Source organism: Rhizobium sp. BR 314, assembly GCF_047445805.1.
Classification (GTDB): Bacteria; Pseudomonadota; Alphaproteobacteria; order Rhizobiales; family Rhizobiaceae; genus Rhizobium; species Rhizobium lusitanum_B.
The window spans coordinates 24,419-45,477 of record NZ_JARWLA010000024.1 but is presented as its reverse complement, the minus strand read 5'-3'; the positions used below and the strand labels follow the sequence as shown (position 1 = coordinate 45,477).

20 protein-coding genes are annotated in these 21,059 nt (G+C 58.7%); 9 read left to right on the top strand and 11 right to left on the bottom strand.

What is annotated here, in order from left to right; genetic code table 11:
• Nucleotides 1-134: 134 nt before the first annotated feature.
• Nucleotides 135-671 (top strand): DUF1003 domain-containing protein, encoded by a 537-nt coding sequence (locus QD461_RS24760; RefSeq protein ID WP_414090100.1) that lies wholly within the window; start codon nt 135-137, stop codon nt 669-671.
• A gap of 133 nt (nt 672-804) precedes the next feature.
• On the opposite strand, the gene QD461_RS24755 is transcribed toward QD461_RS24760, so the two are convergent.
• From QD461_RS24755 to rpiA, 5 genes are all read right to left on the bottom strand, one after another.
• On the bottom strand, nt 805-1,203 hold the full coding sequence (locus QD461_RS24755; RefSeq protein WP_414090099.1) for a GFA family protein: 399 nt from the start codon (nt 1,201-1,203) through the stop codon (nt 805-807).
• Between the two features lie 160 nt (nt 1,204-1,363).
• Complete coding sequence (locus QD461_RS24750) at nt 1,364-2,737, bottom strand: class II 3-deoxy-7-phosphoheptulonate synthase (RefSeq protein WP_414090098.1); 1,374 nt, start codon at nt 2,735-2,737, stop codon at nt 1,364-1,366.
• Nucleotides 2,738-2,890: 153 nt separating this feature from the next.
• Nucleotides 2,891-4,276 (bottom strand): glutathione-disulfide reductase, encoded by a 1,386-nt coding sequence (gene gor, locus QD461_RS24745; protein ID WP_414090097.1) that lies wholly within the window; start codon nt 4,274-4,276, stop codon nt 2,891-2,893.
• A 185-nt stretch (nt 4,277-4,461) separates the two neighbouring features.
• On the bottom strand, nt 4,462-5,037 hold the full coding sequence (locus QD461_RS24740) for a DUF2059 domain-containing protein (protein ID WP_414090096.1): 576 nt from the start codon (nt 5,035-5,037) through the stop codon (nt 4,462-4,464).
• A gap of 13 nt (nt 5,038-5,050) precedes the next feature.
• Nucleotides 5,051-5,752 carry a ribose-5-phosphate isomerase RpiA gene (gene rpiA / locus QD461_RS24735; RefSeq protein ID WP_414090095.1) on the bottom strand — a complete coding sequence of 234 codons (702 nt, stop codon included), beginning with the start codon at nt 5,750-5,752 and terminating at the stop codon, nt 5,051-5,053.
• 197 nt (nt 5,753-5,949) lie between these two features.
• Between rpiA and QD461_RS24730 the strand changes: the two genes are divergently transcribed.
• Both QD461_RS24730 and QD461_RS24725 read left to right on the top strand, forming a co-directional pair.
• Complete coding sequence (locus QD461_RS24730; protein WP_184703999.1) at nt 5,950-6,624, top strand: HAD family hydrolase; 675 nt, start codon at nt 5,950-5,952, stop codon at nt 6,622-6,624.
• A gap of 172 nt (nt 6,625-6,796) precedes the next feature.
• Nucleotides 6,797-7,966, top strand: a complete 1,170-nt coding sequence (locus QD461_RS24725) for a TIGR02281 family clan AA aspartic protease (RefSeq protein ID WP_414090094.1) — start codon at nt 6,797-6,799, stop codon at nt 7,964-7,966.
• A gap of 102 nt (nt 7,967-8,068) precedes the next feature.
• Here the strand turns inward: QD461_RS24725 and QD461_RS24720 are convergent, their stop codons facing one another.
• On the bottom strand, nt 8,069-9,970 hold the full coding sequence (locus tag QD461_RS24720; protein WP_184703996.1) for a L,D-transpeptidase family protein: 1,902 nt from the start codon (nt 9,968-9,970) through the stop codon (nt 8,069-8,071).
• 409 nt (nt 9,971-10,379) lie between these two features.
• Here QD461_RS24720 and fumC point away from each other — a divergent pair, with 409 nt between their 5' ends.
• On the top strand, nt 10,380-11,771 hold the full coding sequence (gene fumC, locus QD461_RS24715) for a class II fumarate hydratase (protein WP_414090093.1): 1,392 nt from the start codon (nt 10,380-10,382) through the stop codon (nt 11,769-11,771).
• 57 nt (nt 11,772-11,828) lie between these two features.
• On the opposite strand, the gene QD461_RS24710 is transcribed toward fumC, so the two are convergent.
• Entirely contained in the window at nt 11,829-12,065 is a 237-nt protein-coding gene (locus tag QD461_RS24710) for a hypothetical protein (protein WP_184703994.1), read from the bottom strand.
• Nucleotides 12,066-12,302: 237 nt separating this feature from the next.
• Between QD461_RS24710 and QD461_RS24705 the strand changes: the two genes are divergently transcribed.
• Nucleotides 12,303-13,910 carry a fumarate hydratase gene (locus tag QD461_RS24705; RefSeq protein WP_414090092.1) on the top strand — a complete coding sequence of 536 codons (1,608 nt, stop codon included), beginning with the start codon at nt 12,303-12,305 and terminating at the stop codon, nt 13,908-13,910.
• Nucleotides 13,911-14,110: 200 nt separating this feature from the next.
• The gene (locus tag QD461_RS24700; protein ID WP_414090091.1) at nt 14,111-15,178 is read left to right on the top strand and encodes a GGDEF domain-containing protein; all 1,068 of its coding nucleotides are present in this window, start codon (nt 14,111-14,113) and stop codon (nt 15,176-15,178) included.
• A 55-nt stretch (nt 15,179-15,233) separates the two neighbouring features.
• Here the strand turns inward: QD461_RS24700 and QD461_RS24695 are convergent, their stop codons facing one another.
• Together QD461_RS24695 and QD461_RS24690 are read right to left on the bottom strand one after the other, a co-directional pair.
• Nucleotides 15,234-15,842 carry a pyridoxamine 5'-phosphate oxidase family protein gene (locus QD461_RS24695; protein WP_414090090.1) on the bottom strand — a complete coding sequence of 203 codons (609 nt, stop codon included), beginning with the start codon at nt 15,840-15,842 and terminating at the stop codon, nt 15,234-15,236.
• Nucleotides 15,843-15,904: 62 nt separating this feature from the next.
• Entirely contained in the window at nt 15,905-16,870 is a 966-nt protein-coding gene (locus tag QD461_RS24690; RefSeq protein ID WP_414090089.1) for an alpha/beta hydrolase, read from the bottom strand.
• Nucleotides 16,871-16,916: 46 nt separating this feature from the next.
• On the opposite strand from QD461_RS24690, the gene QD461_RS24685 reads away from it, so the two are divergent.
• The gene (locus QD461_RS24685; protein WP_414090088.1) at nt 16,917-17,402 is read left to right on the top strand and encodes a MarR family winged helix-turn-helix transcriptional regulator; all 486 of its coding nucleotides are present in this window, start codon (nt 16,917-16,919) and stop codon (nt 17,400-17,402) included.
• Here QD461_RS24685 and QD461_RS24680 read toward each other — a convergent pair.
• Complete coding sequence (locus QD461_RS24680; protein WP_414090087.1) at nt 17,396-18,595, bottom strand: low temperature requirement protein A; 1,200 nt, start codon at nt 18,593-18,595, stop codon at nt 17,396-17,398. The two genes, QD461_RS24685 and QD461_RS24680, sit on opposite strands and share 7 nt — an antisense overlap.
• Before the next feature lie 34 nt (nt 18,596-18,629).
• Nucleotides 18,630-19,004 carry a gamma-butyrobetaine hydroxylase-like domain-containing protein gene (locus QD461_RS24675; protein ID WP_414090086.1) on the bottom strand — a complete coding sequence of 125 codons (375 nt, stop codon included), beginning with the start codon at nt 19,002-19,004 and terminating at the stop codon, nt 18,630-18,632.
• Between the two features lie 134 nt (nt 19,005-19,138).
• Here QD461_RS24675 and moaA point away from each other — a divergent pair, with 134 nt between their 5' ends.
• Both moaA and QD461_RS24665 read left to right on the top strand, forming a co-directional pair.
• Nucleotides 19,139-20,188, top strand: a complete 1,050-nt coding sequence (moaA, locus tag QD461_RS24670) for a GTP 3',8-cyclase MoaA (RefSeq protein WP_414090085.1) — start codon at nt 19,139-19,141, stop codon at nt 20,186-20,188.
• Between the two features lie 19 nt (nt 20,189-20,207).
• Nucleotides 20,208-20,960, top strand: a complete 753-nt coding sequence (locus tag QD461_RS24665; protein WP_184703985.1) for an MBL fold metallo-hydrolase — start codon at nt 20,208-20,210, stop codon at nt 20,958-20,960.
• The last annotated feature ends 99 nt before the right edge of the window (nt 20,961-21,059 follow it).

The following is a 21,059-nucleotide window of genomic DNA, read 5'->3' as shown; positions in this document are numbered from 1 at the left end:
CGTGCCACACATTCTCAGCCGACGGCACATCCAGCGACTCCATGAGCGATCGGCTCTGAAACTCTTCTACCGTTGCATTTCCACCTATTGGTCGAATAGTTGCTTTCAACGCCATCACGCCCCCTGGAGCCCCCATGCACAGCCTCCCCAACTTTGCTCATCTGCATTTCGACAAGGCTTCCGAGGAACTCGGCGATATCGAGAAGCGCGTTCTGAGAAAGGCGCATGAGCGCAAGATCATATCCACGAATGTCAACGCGGCGCTCTCGGCAGACGCGTCGACCGGACAGCGCCTCGCAGACAGCATCGCCCGCGTCGGCGGCTCTTGGTCCTTTATTATCTGCTTCCTGCTGTTTCTCGTATTCTGGTGTGTCGTCAACACCGTCCTTCTCGCCACCGGCGCCTTCGATCCCTACCCCTTCATTTTTCTCAACCTCGTTCTTTCCATGCTCGCCGCCATCCAGGCGCCGATCATCATGATGTCGCAGAACAGACAGGCAGAGCGGGATCGCTTCGAAGCCACCAAGGATTATGAGGTCAATCTCAAGGCGGAGCTCGAAGTTCTGTCGCTACACCAGAAGATCGACATGCAGGTGCTGACCGAGCTTGCATTGGTGCGGGAGGAAATCTCCCGGCTTAACAAGCTGGTAGCAGAAAAGGGCGACGCCTGAGGCTCATTGAAAACCCGAGCCGACGGCTGCTAAAGCCTGCCGCCCAAAACTGTGCAGCGGTCTTGCGACAACGACATGCGCAAAATCAAAGACCTAAAGCGCGCGAAGCGAATCTGAAAGATCGCGCTGCACTTTAAGGTCGTGCCTGCCCGTATTGCGGCAAGCCATCGGTGATCTCGTAATAATCGCCCTTGTCGGCGCAATAGATATGATAGGCGATCTCAAGACCGGTTGGCCGATCGAAGAGCCCCGCCATAACAGAGATTTCCTCGGCACCATCCGCCTGCCAGAACAAGGCGGAACCGCAGGTCTTGCAGAAGCCGCGGCGGGCAAATGCGCTGGCGCGATACCAAGTGACAGACGCCTCCCCTTCGACAACGAGCTTGTCTGTCGCCACATTGGCTGCGGCGTAATAGAGTCCGGTTTGCTTGCGGCATTGTGAGCAATGGCAGGCAACAACCTCGCGCGGTCTGTCGCTTGTCTTGAAGCGCACGCTGCCGCAAAGGCAGGCGCCGGAATGTTCTTCGTTCATGATCGCTCCCTCTCGTCGAAGGAAATTTTTCCAAGAACCATCTCCGGGTCAATCTCAAAGAAATGAAGCAACTTTCAACTGGATTGATCATGTCGGACAAAGCAAACGGGCCGGCTTTCGCCGGCCCGTCAATTGCATGACAGCTTAGCTGTACCCGATATCAGCCGTGGGCGCGCAGACGCTTCTCGTCGCGGCCGCCCTTCATCCGCTCGGCGAGCAGGAAGGCAAGTTCCAGTGCCTGGTCGGCATTGAGACGCGGGTCGCAATGAGTGTGGTAGCGATCCTGCAGGTCCTCGGCGCCGACGGCGCGAGCACCACCCGTGCACTCGGTCACGTCCTTGCCGGTCATCTCGATATGGATGCCGCCCGGATGCGTACCCTCGGCACGATGGATCTGGAAGAAGCTCTCGACTTCTGACAGGATCCGCTCGAACGGACGGGTCTTGTAGTTGTTGAGCGTGATCGTGTTCCCGTGCATCGGGTCGCAGGACCACACGACCTTGCGGCCTTCCTTCTCGACAGCGCGGATAAGGCGCGGCAGGTTGTCGGCAACCTTGTCATGGCCGAAACGGCAGATCAGCGTCAGGCGACCCGCTTCGTTTTCCGGGTTCAGAATATCGATCAGATTGATGAGGTCGTCGGCCTGCAGCGAAGGACCGCACTTCAACCCGATCGGGTTCTTGATGCCGCGGAAATATTCGACATGGGCATGGTCCGCCTGGCGCGTGCGATCGCCGATCCAGAGCATGTGACCCGAGGTCGCGTACCAGTCGCCCGAAGTGGAGTCGATGCGGGTGAACGCCTCTTCGTAGCCGAGCAACAGTGCCTCATGGCTGGTGAAGAAATCGGTTTCGCGCAGGCTCGCATTGCTCTCGGCGGTGATGCCGATTGCGCGCATGAAATCCATCGTCTCGCCGATACGGTCGGCCAGCTTGCGATAACGCTCGCCCTGCGGGCTATCCTTGACGAAGCCGAGCATCCACTTCTGCACGTTTTCGAGGTTGGCATAGCCACCCATGGCGAAGGCGCGCAGCAAGTTGAGCGTCGCGGCAGACTGGCGGTAAGCCATCATCTGACGCTCCGGATTGGGAATGCGCGACTCCTCGTTGAAGTCGATACCGTTGATGATATCGCCGCGGTAGCTCGGCAGCGAGATGCCGTTCTGCGTTTCGATATTCGACGAGCGCGGCTTGGCGAACTGGCCGGCGATGCGGCCGACCTTGACGACCGGCAGTTGCGCGCCGAATGTCAGCACCACGGCCATTTGCAGGAAGGCGCGGAAGAAATCGCGGATCGTATCGGCACCGTGCTCGGCAAAGCTCTCGGCGCAATCGCCACCCTGCAGCAGGAATCCGTTACCTTCGGCAACGTTGGCCAGATGGGCCTTAAGACGGCGGGCTTCGCCAGCAAAAACCAGCGGCGGATAGCTTGCGAGCTGGGCTTCGGTCTCTGCAAGCGCTGCCTTGTCCGGAAAATCCGGCACCTGCTGGATCGGTTTTTGCCGCCAACTGCTGGGTGTCCAATTCTGTGCCATATCACTCACCTGCTTGTGCGCCCGGTCCTGGCCGGGCGTCCCGTCGTCGTAAATAACGCGCGCTTATAAACCTTTGCCGTCCGCTTGCAAAGGCAGGCGAACTACTGCGTTGATCTTTTGTGGCGCGGGCGGAAACTGCGCCAGTCAGGCGCGTTACACGCGCTCGCCGTTGCGGATGCGGTAGCTTGGCGAATACATCGTCACCAATTCTTCCGCGGCCGTCGGATGCACCGCCATGGTCCTGTCGAAATCGTCCTTGGTGCAGCCAGCCTTCACGGAAATGCCGAGCAACTGCGCCATCTCGCCGGCATCGTGGCCAAGAATGTGGGCGCCGACCACCTTGCGATCGGCCGCGTTGACGATCAGCTTCATGATCATCTTTTCGCTGCGGCCCGAAAGCGTCGCCTTCATCGGGCGGAATTGGGCGCGATAGACTTCGAGCTCGGGATAGCGCTTGGCAGCCTCTTCTTCCGTCAGGCCCACCGTGCCGATTTCCGGCTGCGAGAAGACAGCCGTCGGAATGAGGTCATGGTCTGGCCGCGTGGGATTGTTCTTATAGACGGTCTCGATGAAGCACATGGCCTCGTGGATCGCGACCGGCGTCAGCTGTGCCCGGTCCGTGACGTCGCCAAGCGCATAAATGTTCGGCACCGAGGTGCGGGAATAGGCGTCGACGATGACCGCGCCATGTTCGTTCGTTGCCACGCCTGCGGCTTCCAGCCCGAGATTTTCGGTATTGGGCGTGCGGCCGAGCGCCAGCATGACGGTATCGACACGCAGAACCTTATCGTTCTTCGTCCGCACCGTAAGGCCGCCATCCACTTTCTCGACGCTCGAGATGATGTCCTGGCAGAGAATGCGAATGCCCTTCTCTTCCATTGCCTCATGCAGCCCCTTGCGCAGGTCCTGATCGAAGCGAGACAGAATCTCGGCACCACGATAGATCAACGTAGTCTCGACCCCGAGGCCATGGAAGATATTGGCAAATTCGACCGCGATGTAGCCTCCGCCGGCGATCAGGATCGACTTTGGTAACTCTTCCAGATGGAAAGCCTCATTCGAGGATATGCAGAACTCGTGCCCCGGCAGCGCCGTATGCAGATTCGGCCGACCGCCGGTCGCGACAACGATGGTTTCCGCCGTGACGGTCTGTCCGGTCTTCAAAAGCTTGACCGTATGAGCATCCACCAACTCCGCACGCGTATCGAAGATCTCAGCCTTGGCATTGTCCAGACCCTTGCGATAGAGGCCTTCGAGCCGCGCAATTTCCTTGTCCTTTGCCGCGATCAGTTTCTTCCAGTCGAATGTGCTTTCGCCGACCGTCCAGCCGTAGCCAGCCGCATCCTCGAAATGCTCGCTATACTGCGAGGCGTAAACGAAGAGCTTCTTCGGTACGCAGCCACGAATGACACAGGTGCCGCCATAGCGATATTCTTCGGCAATACCGACCTTATTGCCGAGCGACGCCGCGACGCGGGCGCTGCGTACGCCGCCGGAGCCGCCGCCAATCACGAAAAGGTCGAAATCAAACGAAGTCATGAACGGCTCCTGTAGAAATGAAACGAGCGCGACGCGCGCATTGGGGGTCGGCATTCATATAGGAAGCCGCGGCACAAAAAGAAAAGCCCGGAATGTCGTCCGGGCTTTGAATCTGTGGCTGCTAGCTATGTGCTTAAAACGTGAAACTCGCCTCAAGCACGACAGTACCAACGAATTGCTAAATATTACTTCTTTGCTGCCGGTTGCGTCGCAGCACCTGTCGGTTGCGCGGCAGCGCCGGCATCCGGCGCAATAACCGGCTGCTTGACGACCTTCTGCAGCGCATCGTTGCTCTGCTTGGCGAGGTCGCGCGAAATGCCCTGGCTCCAGATGTCGGCAGCTTTATACAGTTCGCGGGTTGCCAGCGGGCCGTCCTTCAGAAGCTTCTTGCCGGCCGCCGAACCGTAGAAATCGGCAATTGCTTTCAGCTCTTCAGCCGAAAACGCCTTGGCGTAGGTCACGGCAGCTTCGCGCTCGAGATCCGCACGACGCGGTGCAAGCGCCAGCGCCGTAGCATCGACCGTTGAATTGATCGCATCGCCGAAATTCGGGTTGGCCTGGATCATCGTGCTCTTCAGCTGCTCAGCCAGATTCGGGAGGATATTGTCGAACTGGTTGGTGATGCCAAGCGCATTGATCGCAGCACGCGCAGCCTTGATCTGGTCCTCGGAAACTTCCTGCGCGCTCGCAGAACCGAAAGCGATGCCCGAGAGAAGAATGGTTGCAGCGGCAAAACGGCCAAGACCCGCTAGTTTGATCATGAGATGAGTGCTCCTATGTATTGTTCGCCCGCAACGTGCGCGCACCGGCAGGGCCGGCAATGATCGCTAATGTCGCCATATTGATGAAGAGCCCGTGTTCGACAACACCGGGAATCGAGTTGAGCCCAATCGACAGCGCCTCTGCATCAGGAATGCGGCCGAAAGATGCATCAATAATAAAATGCCCGCCATCGGTAACAAAAGTCTCGTCGCCCGAGCGGCGCAGATTGAGCGCTCCCGACAGGCCGAGCTGCGAGGCGACCTTCTCGATCAGAATGCGGGTGGAAACCAAGCCGAAGGGATTGACTTCGATTGGCAGCGGAAACGCACCCAGCGTCTCGACGACCTTGCTTTCGTCGGCGATGACGATCATGCGGGTCGAGGATGCGGCAACGATCTTTTCACGCAACAGAGCCCCACCGCCACCCTTGACCAGCGTCAGGGCGCCATCGAACTCGTCGGCACCGTCAATGGTAAGATCGAGCTCAGGAAGCTCGTCCAGCGACTTCAAGGGGACGCCAAGCTCGTTGCAGAGCTTTGCCGTGCGCTCCGAAGTCGGAACGCCTTCGATAGTCAGACCGGCGGCAACCATTTCAGCGAGCAGCCGAACGAATTCCTCCGCCGTGCTGCCTGTACCGATCCCTAGCCTCATGCCGTTCTCGACATAGGCGAGTGCGGCTCTTGCAGCCTCAATCTTCATCTGGCGGGCGTCCATGCGCCACCTGCTCCCATCGTTACGTTGGTCTGCTGTTTACACGGCTCTCCGGCCAAACGAAAGCCAAAATAACGGTACAACATAGAATTCCCAGCACCTCTTTGCCGAGGCTTTCCGGCCCTTCGGTTGCAATTGCCCGCCCGATCTTTTAACTCCGAAAGACGCACTATTTCTTCCGACGCAAAGGCCTATTCTCCGTGACATCTCCTCTCATCGTATTCGATCTCGATGGCACGCTGCTGGACACGCACGCAGATCTCATCGTCAGCCTCAATCATACCATCGCCGCTCTCAAGCTCCCCCCGGTCAGCTATGACGACGTTACGCATCTCGTCGGCAGCGGCGCACAGGTGATGATCGAGCGGGCCTGCAAGCTGCACGGCTATACGCTGACGTCCGAGGAGTTGCCGGCCCTGCTGCAGCGCTTCATAACGCATTATTCCGAAGCGATGCCGGGGGCCACGCAACCCTATCCGGGGTTGGTCGCGGCACTGACCATGCTGAAGAGCAACGGCTACAAGCTGGCCGTCTGCACTAACAAGATGGAATCGCTTGCGCGCACGCTGCTGGACCGCCTGGGCCTGACCCATTATTTCGAAGCCATCACCGGCGGCGACACTTTCGCCGTGCGCAAGCCGAATGCCGAGCACCTGATCGGCACCGTCGAACGCGCCGGCGGCGATATCGCCCAAACCGTCATGATCGGTGACAGCATCAACGACATCCTCGTCGCGCGCAATGCCGGCGTGCCTTCGATCGCCGTCCCCTTCGGCTATTCCGACGTCGGCATCGAAACCCTCGGCCCCACGCGGATTATCTATCACTACGACGAACTGACACCGGAGTTGGTCGAGGGGCTCCTCGCAGCCTAAGCCGCCCAAAATCCCTGTTGGTTCAAAGAGCGAGGTTGTAGCGGGCCTTGCGCGATTCACGCGCTTCCGTCACAACTTGTCGACGCTTTGCTGCGCACCGAGACCGCCGAGTGAACGTGCTCTCGCGAGCTGCTGCAAACCAGTAAGGTAGCTCGATTGGGGAAGTCGTCGCTTGCTCGTTGCAGATCCGGAAGACCGCAACGGCGGTAGATTGCCAAACCGCAGAGGCTGGCTTGCCCCCATAGTCCGGACACTCTTCATTTTCGCGGTACTGTGTGCCGCTATCTGGTTCTACCTCTACGGTGACCGCGTTATCGGCTATGTCGAAACAGAAACCGGCACCGCTTCCGATCCGGCTCTGACTGCGGTCTACCAGCATTTCGACATCGCCCCACTGCCGAACATCGTTGCCGGCAGAACGGCTATGGCAACCTATCTCGATATGCTGCGCCGTGAGCATTGCGATTGGAATGCAGCCTACAAATTCGCAAACGAGCTGCAGGCCCAAGGCTACAACCGTGAAGCCGCCAAGGTCCTGATCGCCTTTTCCAACAAGTGCAAGCCTTCCAATGTTGCTCTGAGCGCCGCCGCCGAAATTCTCGACAACCTCAGCGACTACGATGAAGCGCTGAAGGTCTCGAACGACTTGATAGCGATGTCGCCGGGCATGCCCAGCTTCTATTTTCAACGGGCGCGAATTCGCCAAAATGCCAAGAAATATCGCGACGCCATCGACGATTACTATTCGGTCATCGGCCTGACCGACAATATCGCGATACTGAACGGCACGGTATTCGAGGGAATCTCTACCAGCTATCGTGAGCTTGGCGCCTATTGCGAGGCGATCGGACCGCTTCAGCTTTGGGTCTCCACCAATCCCAACCGCAACGACACAGCGGTCGTCCGCGGAATCATCAAGCTCTACGAGACCATGGGAAAATGTGCTTCAACCTACACCACCGGTAGCGATCGCTTTCCGACGCAAGGCAACAACGTGATCCTGGCCAAAGTCTCGGTCAACGGCACCGAAGGCACGTTCATTGTGGACACCGGCGCGAGCTTCGTGGCTGTGAGCAAAGCCTTTGCCGCCCGCGCAAAACTGCCGATCGACGGGAATAATGAGATCTCGCTTCAGACGGCTAACGGGCTTTCACAGGCCACCCATACGAATGCCACGACGGTAAGGGTCGGGCGAGTGGAAGCCAGCGACATCGCCGCCGTCGTGCTGGATAATGATGCAGCCCTCGGCAATGAGATTGATGGCCTGCTCGGCCGATCGTTCCTGTCACGTTTCGATGTGACCTTTGGTAACCGCGAATGGCGCATAGAAACAAAAAAATAACGCGGTTGAAGAGACGCCTGAAAGCTAGCTCAGGACAGTTCTGTTAAATGGAAAAAGGGCGGTCAATTGGCCGCCCTTTTGCTTATCGATATCCCAGCAAACTCAAATCTGGGCGCTACGTGCCTTTGAGGTTGCATCGAGCGCCTTCTGGGTGGCCGCATCGCGATCGTAGACGTCGTTGAAGTACTGGACGACGCCGTCCTTGTTCGGCCACGCCGTGAAGTAGGCGATATAGATCGGGAACTTCTGCGGTACGGCCACGGCTTTGTTCTGCCCGGCCGCGATCTGCTTGGCCACGTCTTCAGGCGTCGTGTTCAGCACGGCAGCAGCCATTGCGCGCGGATCGGCAAGACGTACGCAGCCATGGCTGAGCGCGCGCATATCTTTCTTGAAGAAGCTCTTCTGCGGCGTGTCGTGCATGTAGATCGCATGCGAATTCGGGAAGAGGATCTTCAGCTCGCCGAGCGCGTTATCGCTGCTCGGCGGTTGACGGACCGAGATATTCTTGGTCGAAGCGTTCCAGTCGACGCTGGACGAGGCGACGGCACGGCCGCTGACTTCGACCTGATAGCCCATACGGTCGAGGTAATTCGGGTCGGCACGCAGCTTCGGCAGCATCTCGTTGATGATGATAGACTGCGGAACGCCCCAGAACGGGTTGAACTCAACCGTCTGCACCTGATTTTCGAAGAAGAAGGTCTGGTGCTGCTTGCTGCCGACGACGACGCGCATCGACAGCTGTTCCTGGTTGTTGTTGTAGTAATAGACCATGAAGGCCGGCTGATTGATGAAGACATAGCGCGGGCCGAGTTCCGGCGGCAGCCAGCGCAGCTGTTCCATCGCGATGACCAGCTTCTGGATCTTCGCGTCATTGTTCTCGCCGACCATGGCGCGAACGGAAGACGGGCCGATGACGCCATCAGCCGTCAGCCCCCGCTCCCGCTGGAAATCTTCGACCAGGGATACGAGCTCAGGCGTATAGTCCGGCGTGCCCAGATAGGCGGAGAAAAGATCGGCATGCGCCGTCTTCAAAGCCTCGGAGCCGCGATTCTGGATCGCCTTGACGATATTGGCCATTTCCGGCGAGCTGCCGCCCGGCTTCAGGGTTCCGCTCAGCGAAATCGAAACATGATTGCCATCGGCACCGGATTCCGCCCGCAGCTTCGCAAGCTCGGCCTTCAACTGAATGAACTGCTGATTGGAAGGATTGCGGCTGTTGAGATAAGAGGCAACATCCGGGCTTGCGCGAAGCACGTCGAGCATGGCCGTCAGGTTGACGTCCTTGCGCTTGAAATCATGATAGCCTGACAGCTTGTTTGGATCGACGCGGCCGCGGACCGTGTCCTGGACATACATCAGCACCTTGCTGGACAGAGCCAGTTCAAACTGCATGAGGGCGCGATCACGCAGGACCGGATCGGCTTCCGCCGCCTCGGCTCCCGGCAAGGTCACGGCATAGTCAGCCGGATCGAGGCCGACCGAAGCCGCATCGGAAAGAACTGCGATGGCAGCCTTCGCCTTTTCGCCGACGGCATGATCGGTGACCCAGATCAGCGGCTTGCTCTGATCGGCATAATAGGTTTCGATCGCCTTTGCGACATCGTTGGTCGCCATGACGCGCGCATTCGCCAGATAACGGCGCTGCGAGGCCTCCGTATCGACGGCAACGGGGGTCGGTGACGCATCGGCAACCGCGCCGGTGACAACTGGGTCGGCAAAATGCGCCGTCGACACGAGACGCATCGAGTCGGCCTTGTAAGTATAATATTTCGGCGCACTGACGGTCGGCAACGGCTGCTTGACCGAAGGCGGCTGGTTCGGGTTCAGCATCGTCTGCGCCGGGTTCGCTGGAACGGGAGCCGATACCTGCGTGCTCTGCTGGCGTCCCTGGCCGCCACGGATGAAATCCATGAGCGTCATCGCGCTTGCGGATGTCGCGCCGATGGAGGAGAGGCAACAGGAAAGTGTCAGGACGGATGCTGTGGCTTTTGCTGCAAGTTTCATTCTCTAATCAGTCCCTGTATCGTGCGGTAACTTCGAGCCAGACGGTGCTGCTTCAATGCGGTCGCGATGTCGTAAACACCGTATACCCACTACTATAAAAACAGCGAGACCCCGCCTTTTGTTCAATGCCTCAACTTCACGTTACGAATCCGAGGCGCTTTCGACGATTCTATTCACACAAAATTATGAAATTATTGGTTAATCTTTTATTGAGATTGGCTAAAGTTTTTGCGAAGGCGAAAAATTCGCTTTCACGAATATATCAGCGGCGTGTCAAAAAGGGCACGCTCGGCGCAGCCTGCTCAAAACATGATTTCTACGATCATATAATCGCGCTTTGGTGTTTTCATGAGCGCCGTTCGGGCCTATATGGCTGCTATCTATTTCCATAGAAAGCAGGATCAGGAACATGACTTCCACCCGCACCGAAACCGATACATTTGGCCCGATCGAAGTTGCCAGCAACCGCTACTGGGGCGCACAGGCGCAGCGCTCGCTCGGCAACTTCAAGATTGGCTGGGAAAAGCAGCCGCTATCGGTCATCCGCGCCCTCGGCATCGTCAAGCAAGCGGCCGCCCGCGCCAACATGGAGCTCGGTCAGCTCGATCCTGCGCTCGGCAAGACCATCATCGCCGCGGCACAGGAAGTCATAGACGGCAAGCTGAACGACCATTTCCCGCTGGTCGTCTGGCAGACGGGCTCGGGTACGCAGTCGAACATGAACGCCAATGAGGTGATCTCGAACCGCGCGATCGAAATGCTGGGTGGCGTCATGGGCTCCAAGAAGCCGGTGCATCCGAACGATCACGTCAACATGAGCCAGTCGTCGAACGACACCTATCCGACGGCCATGCACATCGCCTGCGCCGAGCAGATCGTCCACCATCTCCTGCCGGCTCTGCGTCATCTGCATGCAGCCCTGGAAAAGAAAGTTGCCGACTTCGCCCACATCATCAAGATCGGCCGCACCCATACGCAGGATGCCACCCCGCTGACGCTCGGTCAGGAGTTTTCTGGCTACGCCGCGCAGGTCGCCTCCTCGATCAAGCGCATCGAACTGACATTGCCGGGCCTTTGCGAACTCGCTCAGGGCGGCACCGCGGTCGGAACCGGGCTCAACGCGCCAATCGGATTTGCCGTAAAGGTCGCAGGCGAGATCGCGGAGATCACAGGCCTGCCCTTCGTCACAGCTCCGAACAAGTTCGAAGCCTTGGCCGCGCATGATTCCATGGTCTTCAGCCACGGCGCCATCAATGCCGCCGCGGCAGCTCTCTTCAAGATCGCCAATGATATCCGCCTGCTCGGCTCCGGCCCGCGCTCCGGCCTCGGCGAACTGGCTCTGCCGGAAAACGAGCCTGGCTCTTCGATCATGCCAGGCAAGGTCAATCCGACCCAGTGCGAAGCCCTGACGCAAGTCTGCATTCAGGTCTTCGGCAACAATGCTGCGCTCACCTTCGCCGGCAGCCAGGGCCATTTCGAGCTCAATGTCTACAATCCGATGATGGCCTATAACTTCCTGCAATCGGTGCAGCTGCTCGGCGACGCCGCAATCTCCTTCACCGACCACTGCGTTGTTGGCATCGAGGCGCGCGAAGACAACATCAAGGCCGGTCTCGAGCGCTCTCTCATGCTGGTGACGGCACTAGCGCCGAAGATCGGCTACGACAATGCCGCCAAGATCGCCAAGACAGCCCATAAGAACGGTACGACGCTGAAGGAAGAAGCGCTGGCAAGCGGATTGGTGTCTTCGGAAGAATATGATGCCATCGTCCGCCCGGAAACGATGATCGGCCCGAAGTAAGATAGGAAATTGTGAGCAGGCATCCGCGATAGGTCCGGCATGCCTGCTCTTTCTGTCTTAACGGAGGTCTACCATGACTGGCACGTCTTTCGGCGGCGTCGTGGCCCTTCTCTGCTCCTGGATAGTATCGGCGGCAGTCAGAACGGTAGCAGGATCGATCCTCGCCAGGATTTCCTTGTGAAAGGCGCCCTTCAGATAGCCTCCCTGCATGAGGCCGAACAGGCCGGCTCCCGCCAGAAGCGCGATCACCGCGACTGGTGAAATATGATGGTGATGATTATGGGAGATATCCATGATCTGTATCCCGTGCACCGCGGCCTAGGCACCTTTGCCCTGCCTCGTTTAACTGAAATGTGCTCCTTGTTGATCGTCCTTTAAAGCCGTTGGTTTCGATACCGATTGTCTATGCGGCGTTGACAATAGATCTATTGAAATCCTGCAGCGCTTTGCAGCCGATTGCTTTTGGCGCAAGCCGGATTTAGACCGTCTCCAAACATTTTCCTCCGCCATCCGGCTTGAAAGGTTTCCCACATGGCTGACGATCTATTTCCCCTCGGCGACGACACGACCCCCTATCGCAAGATTTCAGGCGATTACGTCTCCGTCGACACCTTCAAGGGTCAGGAAATCCTGACTGTCGATCCGGAAGGCATTCGTCTGCTTGCCGAAACCGCATTTGCCGACATCAATCATCTGCTGCGTCCCGGTCACCTCAAGCAGCTCGCTTCGATCCTCGAAGACCCGGAAGCGACCGATAACGATCGCTTCGTAGCCTATGATCTGCTGAAGAATGCCAACATCGCCGCCGGCGGCGTACTTCCCATGTGTCAGGATACCGGTACGGCGATCATCATGGGCAAGAAGGGCCGGCGCGTCTGGACCGAAGGCGGCGACAGCGGCGCCCTGGCCAAGGGCGTGCTCGACGCCTACGAGAAGAAGAACCTGCGTTATTCGCAGCTCGCGCCCATCAAGATGTTCGAAGAAAAGAACACCAAGAACAATCTGCCGGCGCAGATCGATATTTACGAGGAAGGCACCGACGCCTACGAATTCCTGTTCGTCGCAAAGGGCGGCGGCTCGGCCAACAAGACTTTCCTCTATCAGGGCACGCCGTCTCTCCTGACGCATGACCGCATGCTGGACTTCCTCAAGGAAAAGATCCTGACGCTCGGCACGGCAGCCTGCCCCCCCTATCATCTCGCCATCGTCATTGGCGGCACCTCAGCCGAGATGAACCTGAAAACCGTCAAGCTCGCCTCGACGCGATATCTCGAATGTCTTCCCACGGAGGGCTCCGAAAGCGGGCATGCCTTCCGGGATATCGAGATGGAGAAGGAAATCCACAAGCTCACACAGAGCCTCGGCGTCGGCGCCCAGTTTGGCGGCAAATATTTCTGCCACGACGTCCGCGTCATCCGTCTGCCCCGCCACGGCGCCTCGCTGCCGATCGGCCTTGGCGTTTCCTGTTCCGCCGACCGCCAGGCCAAGGGCAAGATCACGCGCGACGGCATCTTCATCGAGCAGCTGGAAACCGATCCGTCCAAGTACATGCCCGAGATCGACGAAGCCAAGCTCTCCGAATCGATGGTCCGTATCGATCTCAACCGGCCGATGGCGGATATCCTCGCCGAGCTATCGCGGCACCCGGTCAAGACGCGCCTGTCGCTCACCGGCACCATCATCGTCGCGCGCGATCTGGCGCATGCCAAGATCCGCGAGCGCCTGGAAAAAGGCCAGGGCATGCCGGACTATCTGAAGAATCATCCGGTCTATTATGCCGGCCCGGCAAAGACGCCTGCCGGCTATGCATCAGGCTCCTTCGGCCCGACAACAGCAGGCCGCATGGACAGCTACGTAGATCAGTTCCAGTCCTTCGGGGGCTCGATGGTCATGCTGGCAAAGGGCAATCGCTCGCGCGCCGTGCGCGAAGCCTGCAAGACGCATGGCGGCTTCTATCTCGGCTCGATCGGCGGCCCCGCCGCCCGTCTTGCGCAGGATTGCATAAAGAAGGTCGAAGTATTGGAATATCCCGAACTCGGCATGGAAGCTGTCTGGAAGATCGAAGTTGAAGACTTCCCGGCCTTCATCGTCATCGACGACAAGGGCAACGACTTCTTTCAAGAGCTCAATCTCGGATAAAGACCAGCACCCTTCTATATCATGCCATAAAAAGAGGACGCCTTTGGCGTCCTCTTCTGTAAATCGGGTTTCATTTCTAGTTATTTTGAATAAAAGGGTAGTGAGTGGGGATTTTTCACAATCATTTCCTTAATATTTTTTCAAAGAATCTCTGCATAAGTAAAAATGGGAATTAACCAATACATGTACGGAGCTCACCGATGAGTACGGCGATTGCGCCCAAGGCGCAAATTCCCGACGTGGCAGGGCAGATTACCTACGCCATGCGATCCATGGGGGTCGCGCCGATTCCACGTAATTACGAACTTTTCTACGAAGCTTATATTGGCTCGAATCCCGCATTGACCCGCGAACTCGCTGCCCTTGGCAACAGTGCGACACAGGAAGAGCTGGATAATATAGGAGCCAAATATTTCCCTCGCCATGCGGGCCGCATATTTGACGACGCCCACGCCCGCCTGACTATCGAGCTGGATGCCGTGTTGCGCGCGCTGAAACAGGAACGGTCGACGCTCGACAGCTACAACAGGCTTCTCGGCGAAACCTGCGAACGTATCAGTTCTCGGAACCATAACAGCACCGACCTATTGCGAAGCGCCATCGATATGCTGACTGCAGCGACAGGCGATACGATGGCTCACGGCGAAAAGACCGTTGAGAATGTCGCGCAACGCAGCCAGGAGATGGATCAGGTCCGCAAGGAGTTGGACGAATACAAGCGCATCGCCAATACGGACGCCTTGACCCGCCTCTCCAATCGCCGCGCATTCGAGGATCGCTTGATCTCCATCTTCGACAACCAGTTGACGCGCCAAACAACGGCGCTCGTACTGGCCGATATCGATCATTTTAAGCGGATCAACGACACATACGGCCATCCGGTCGGCGATAAGATTCTTGCGACGGTCGCTTCGATCATCCGTGCCAATGTCCGGCGCGAAGTCTTCGTATCCCGTGTCGGTGGCGAAGAGTTCGCGCTGATCATGGAAGGCGTCGCTGTCGATGACGTCGTGGCGGTTTGCGAGCGCATTCGCCGCACGCTGGAATCGACGCCGTTCAAAAACTCGCGGACGAAGATCGATTACGGCCCGATCACCCTGTCGCTTGGCATCTGTATGGCTTCGGAAGCGGCCGATTCCGGCGAGCTTTACAACAAGGCGGACCTCGCGCTTTATTGCGCCAAGAATGCCGGTCGCAACTGCAGCAACGTCTATCAGGAAGGCATGCAGAAGGACTTCACCAAAAGTTGGCTCATTTATAAGAATTAAAAGTGAAGCCAACCAACCGCCGGAGCAGCTTTCCCAGGCTGCCCGGCGGTTTTGTTTACCAGAGCGTCTTGGCCGCCCGCGCCGGCCACTCCCGATCATAGGTCTCCTGGTCGAAATCGCCCTTCGCCGATTTGAGCATCATGCCGGGGCTGGGCAGGCTCGCAGGATCGGAAAAACGCTCCGCGTTCCAGAGTTCCGCTCGCATCACCGCCCGAGCACACTGGAAGTAGACCTCCTCGGCCGTAATGACGACAACGCAGCGAGGGTGCTTGCCATCCATCTCGAAGCTCTCAAGCAGGCTTGGTTCGATGGAGACGACAGCCCGGCCGTTGAGCCGCATTGTCGTGCTCGACCCGGGAACAAGAAACATCATCGCCACGCGCGGATCGCGCACGATATTTTCAAGGGAATCGACGCGGTTATTGCCGCGCCAATCGGGAAGGTGCAGCGTCCGCTCGTCCTCGACACGGACGACGCCACCGAGGTCACCGCGCGGTGAACAGTCAAGTCCTTCGAGGCCGACCGTTGCCAGCGCCATGAAGGGCGAAGCCTCGATCATCCGTCGATAGAGCGGCGTCAGCACCTGCGTCACCTTGGTAATGGACGCCTCGCCCACGACGCCATAAAGCGTCCTCAATTCCTCGACCGATGTGATGATGCTCATGCTGCCCCGCATTCTCTTATGTGGCGATCCGCCAAAAAAAGTCCGGCGCAGCGCACCTCCTGCTACAGGCAGCGCCGAACCGGGGTTCGATAGAACGATAGCACCGTCCCATCGCCGCTTTCGAGCGTTTTCTCAATCTTCACGGGTTCAGCGAGAAAGGCGTCGATCGCCTCGAACACGGGAGGAGCGCTGACGATGCGCCGATGACCGAAACCATTCGCCCAGAAGAGACGAACATGCTCCCCTTGCGCGGCATAGACACGGGCATGTCTGGCGCTCACTTCCTTGTCGTCCTCGGCGTGAATAACCAGAACAGGGCGGGCTGGGTCGAGCATGCCGCGCGGTTCGTCATAGGCTGTCAGCACCTTCCCCGTGATCCGCCCGACTTCTGCCTCCAGCGCCTCCTGCGCCTGTGAGCGAAGCCCCATGAAACGGCCAAACTCCTTGAATAGCCAACCCATGCCGCTCGGTGCTCCGATGAGAACCAGCTTCTTGGTCTCAATGGGATCGATGCCGGGCAGGAATCCCGCCGAGGCAAGAGCGAGGCAGGCTCCGCCGAAGGAGTGTCCGATCGCAGCATCCAGCGCACCGAAACGCGTGGCCGCCGCTGATATGGCCGATATGGCGAGCCGTACATTGAGAGAGCGCCCGGCCGAGCGGCCATGCCCCGGAAGGTCGAGCGAAATCACCTCCGCACCGCTGCTTGCCAGGAACGTGGTCAGCTCCGACATATACTCGCTGCTGGAGCCCCAGCCATGCACGACGAGATAACGCTTGCGCGGCCCCTTGGCACCGCCATTGAAGCGATAAGCCATCGCGCGGCCGCCGGGAAACGGCAACATGAATTGCTCAGCCCCAAGCAGGCGCTGCCTGCCTTCCATATGGGCGGCCTTGGCCTTGGAGCCGCGCGGACGACGGGAAGGTGTGAGACAGAAAAGCCGGAAAGCAGCCTTGCCGGCAAGCTGCGGAGACAGCCTCCCGAGGCCGGACAGACCCGACCGGGTGACCTTGAGCACAAAGGATGGCATAGTGGGAATCCAAAAAATGTTCAACTATGAACAATAAAGTACAACGATGAACAAAAATCAATCCCTTCCCTGGGACCATCCGCGTTTTCGAAGCTGGATTGCCGTGGCGCGGGCCTGCCAGCTCATGCAGCAATCGCTGGCGCGGGAATTGGCATATCTCGATATCAAGCCGCCGCATCTCGATATTCTCGTCAATCTGTTCCGCTTCGAGGGTATCTCGCAGCAGGAGCTTGCCCGCAAGCTGCTGGTCGGCCGCTCCAACATGAGCATGCTGCTGCCGCAAATGGAAAAGCGCGGGCTGATCGAACGCCGTGGGGACAAGCAGGACAAGCGCGTGCTGCGGCTCTATCTGACCGAGTCGGGCCGGCGCCTGACAAAGGAAGCCATGACCATCCAAACCGCCCTCATCGACCGGATGATGTCAGACGCCCCCATCGAGGAATGCGAACTCATGACCGCGCACATGGAGCGGGTCATCACCCTGCTCCTACGGGACGAACGAGAGCCTGTGGAGGCGTTTGGCGATCAGTGATCGCCGGTAGAGCGCGCAGTGGGCACGACGCGGGTAAGCGACGCGAACTCCCATATCGCCACGACGACGAGCACGGCTGTGGCAAGAATGCCGAGCTGATAGACCACGACCATCGGCAAGGTGAACAGCAGCAGTGCCAGCCCCGCGAGCCCGACCATATGCGATAGCGGCGGACGGCCGGTTGTCACGCCCTTGAACCACAGATTTCCGAAGAGGAAGATCGCCGGCCCCCCGAGAAGGGCTGCGGCGGCACGCAGGTCTGCGGCTTCGTGAGGATGWGCGAACAGGAATTCATCGCCGACGACACTCAGGATGATGCCGGCGAGAATCGGAATATGCGCATAGGTGAAGGCCTGCCGCGCCAGGCTGCCCGGCACCTCGTCATGCTCGATGCGATGGGCCGCACGTTCGTGGCCGAACTGAAAGTAGATCCACCAGAGCGCGACCGTGCCGACGAAGGCGGTGATGAATACGGCGATGATCAAGGGCGTGACCGGCTGTTCGGCAAAGGTCTTGCCGGCCTGCAAAACGGCCTCGCCGAGGCAGATGATGATGAAGAGCGCACAACGCTCGGCAAGATGGGCACCCGAGACGTTCCAGTCCGCCGTCGTCGACTTGCCGAGACCCGGTACCCGAAAGCCAAGCGCGGGGGCGGAATACTCTATGAGAAGAGCGATCAGCCAGATTATGACCCGCATCTCCCCTTCCATCAGGGCGCCTGTGATCCAGAAGATGCCGGACAGCACCAGCCAGCTGGTGATGCGCAGGAAATTGCGATGGTTGGACCGGCTGGCATTCTTCAGCGCGTAGACTGTGAACAGCGAGCGCCCCACCTGCATGAACACATAAGCGCCGGCGAAATAGATCGCTTTTTCACCGAAAGCTTCGGGTATCGAGGCGGAAAGGATAAGACCCGCAAACATCAGCGTAAACAGCATGATGCGCACCGGCATGCGATCCGGATCCAGCCAGTTCGTCACCCAGGCGGTGAAGACCCAGACCCACCATACCGCAAAGATCAGCATGATGGCTTCCAGGCCGCCCAGCAGCGTGAAATGCTCGCCCAGGGTATGGGCAAGCTGTGAGATCGAATAAACGAATACGAGATCGAAAAACAGCTCGACGAAAGAAACCTTGCTCTCGTTCTTGCTGCCCTTGGCGCGAAGCCAGCCTTCCCTACCCTCGAGGACCATCCCCACGCCCCTTCTCAGGTCGTTGATACCAATATTAATGCGGCCTGACAGCCGGATCTCGGCTCAGGCCTTTTTCCTTCAATTCCGCTTCGTAGACGGCAAAGAGTTCCTGCCCCTTTTCGCCAAGTTCGCGCAAATAAATCCAGGTGAAAATGCCGCTGTCGTGCATGTCGTCAAAACCGATGCGAACGGCGTAGTTGCCGGTCGGCGTCATGGACATGATGCCGACATTGCGCTTGCCCGGCACCGTGACTTTCTGTCCGGGTCCATGCCCCTGAACCTCGGCCGAGGGCGACAGGACACGCAGCATCTCGGCCGGCAGATCGAAGCTCGCGCCGTCGTCAAATCCCACCACGAGATGACGACGGTCCTTCGATACTCGCAATTCAGTTGGCCAGACGTCGCTCATCGGTCGTTCCACACGTTTCACTCTATAACTTGAGAATTATGCCGCCGTTCGTTCACGCGCAAGTGCATTCGAAATGCATTTTCCTTGACGCGCCAGTCGCCTATACACACATTAGCAGTGTTACGGAGGCTTGAGTGAACAGCATAGTCGGTACGATAGGTAGCGCGTCAGCACTGCAGACAGATGCGTCCCCCATGATTGACCCATTCGGGCGGGCCGTAACCTATTTGCGTGTTTCAGTCACCGACCGCTGCGATTTCCGCTGCACCTATTGCATGGCCGAAAACATGACTTTCCTGCCGAAGAAGGATCTCCTGACGCTGGAAGAGCTCAACCGGCTTTGTTCCGCCTTCATCGCCAAGGGCGTTCGCAAGCTTCGCCTCACCGGCGGCGAGCCGCTGGTTCGCAAGAACATCATGTTTCTGGTCCGCGAACTCGGCAGGCAGGTGCAGGACGGAGCACTGGACGAACTGACGCTGACCACGAACGGATCGCAGCTCGCCCGCCATGCCGAAGAACTCTACGATTGCGGCGTGCGGCGCATCAACGTCTCCCTCGATACGCTCGATCCCGACAAGTTCCGCACCATCACCCGCTGGGGCGATTTCACCAAGGTGATGGAAGGTATCGACGCCGCGCAGAAAGCCGGCCTGAAGATCAAGCTCAATGCCGTCGCCCTGAAGGGCTTCAACGATGCAGAGATTCCCGGTCTGCTACGCTTTGCCCACGGTCGGGGCATGGATCTGACCGTCATCGAAACGATGCCGATGGGCGAGATCGACGAGGATCGCACCGATCAGTATCTGCCGCTATCCGAGTTGCGCGCGGATCTCGAACGTCAGTTCACGCTGACGGACATCCCCTACCAGACCGGCGGCCCTGCCCGCTATGTCGAAGTCGCCGAAACCGGCGGCCGTCTCGGCTTCATCACGCCGATGACGCATAATTTCTGCGAGAGCTGCAATCGCGTGCGGCTCACCTGCACCGGCACGCTCTATATGTGCCTCGGACAGAACGACGCCGCCGACCTGCGCACCGCGCTGCGTGCGGCGGACGACGATGCGCTTCTTCACACCGCCATCGATGAAGCCATCACCCGCAAGCCGAAAGGCCACGACTTCATCATCGACCGCACCCACAACCGACCAGCGGTCGCTCGCCATATGAGCGTGACTGGCGGCTAACCCCACCGAGAACATCGATATGCAGCTTGAGCTCATTCGCAATGCGACGCTGAAGATTACCTATGCCGGTCATGTCCTACTGATTGACCCTTATTTCGCGCCGCGCCATAGCCTTCCATCCTTCACCGGCCGGTCTCCCAACCCGATGACGGAACTGCCGCGTTCGACCGACGAAATACTTGGAGGCGTCGAACTGGTGATCGTGTCGCACCTGCACACCGATCATTTCGATGCGGTCGCAAAGGAGCGTGTGACGAAATCCCTGCCGATTTTGTGCCAACCCGGCGACGAAGGAAGCATTCGGGATGCCGGTTTCATCGATGTCACGCCCTTGGCTGATACGACCGTCTGGAATGGAATTACGATCACACCGCGGCAAGGCAGCCACGGCCTCGGACCGGTCATCGAGAAAATGGGCAGGGTCATCGGCCTTACACTGGCAGCACCAGGCGAACCCACGGTCTATTGGGCAGGCGATACCGTCCTCTATCGGCCCGTTATCGAGACGATCCGACAGGTCTCCCCCGACATCATCGTCACCCATTCCTGTGGCGCCAAATGGGACGGTGACCTCATCGTCATGGATGCGGAACAGACTGTCGAAGTCACCCGCCTCGCGCCTGAGGCAATCGTCGTCGCAACCCATATGGAAGCGCTCGACCACGCCACGATCACGCGGCAAGACCTTCGCCAGACTGCGGATGCCACCGGCGTCGATCCGTCACGCCTGCTGATCCCCGCCGACGGGGAAACGCTCCGACTGGACAAGTAACTCCGATCGAGCGTCACCGAGCGCGCTAAACGAGCCAAACAAAAGCGCCGGACCAATGCTCCGGCGCTTTTCCGTTAAAATTTGTCTTTTTCCGCGAGG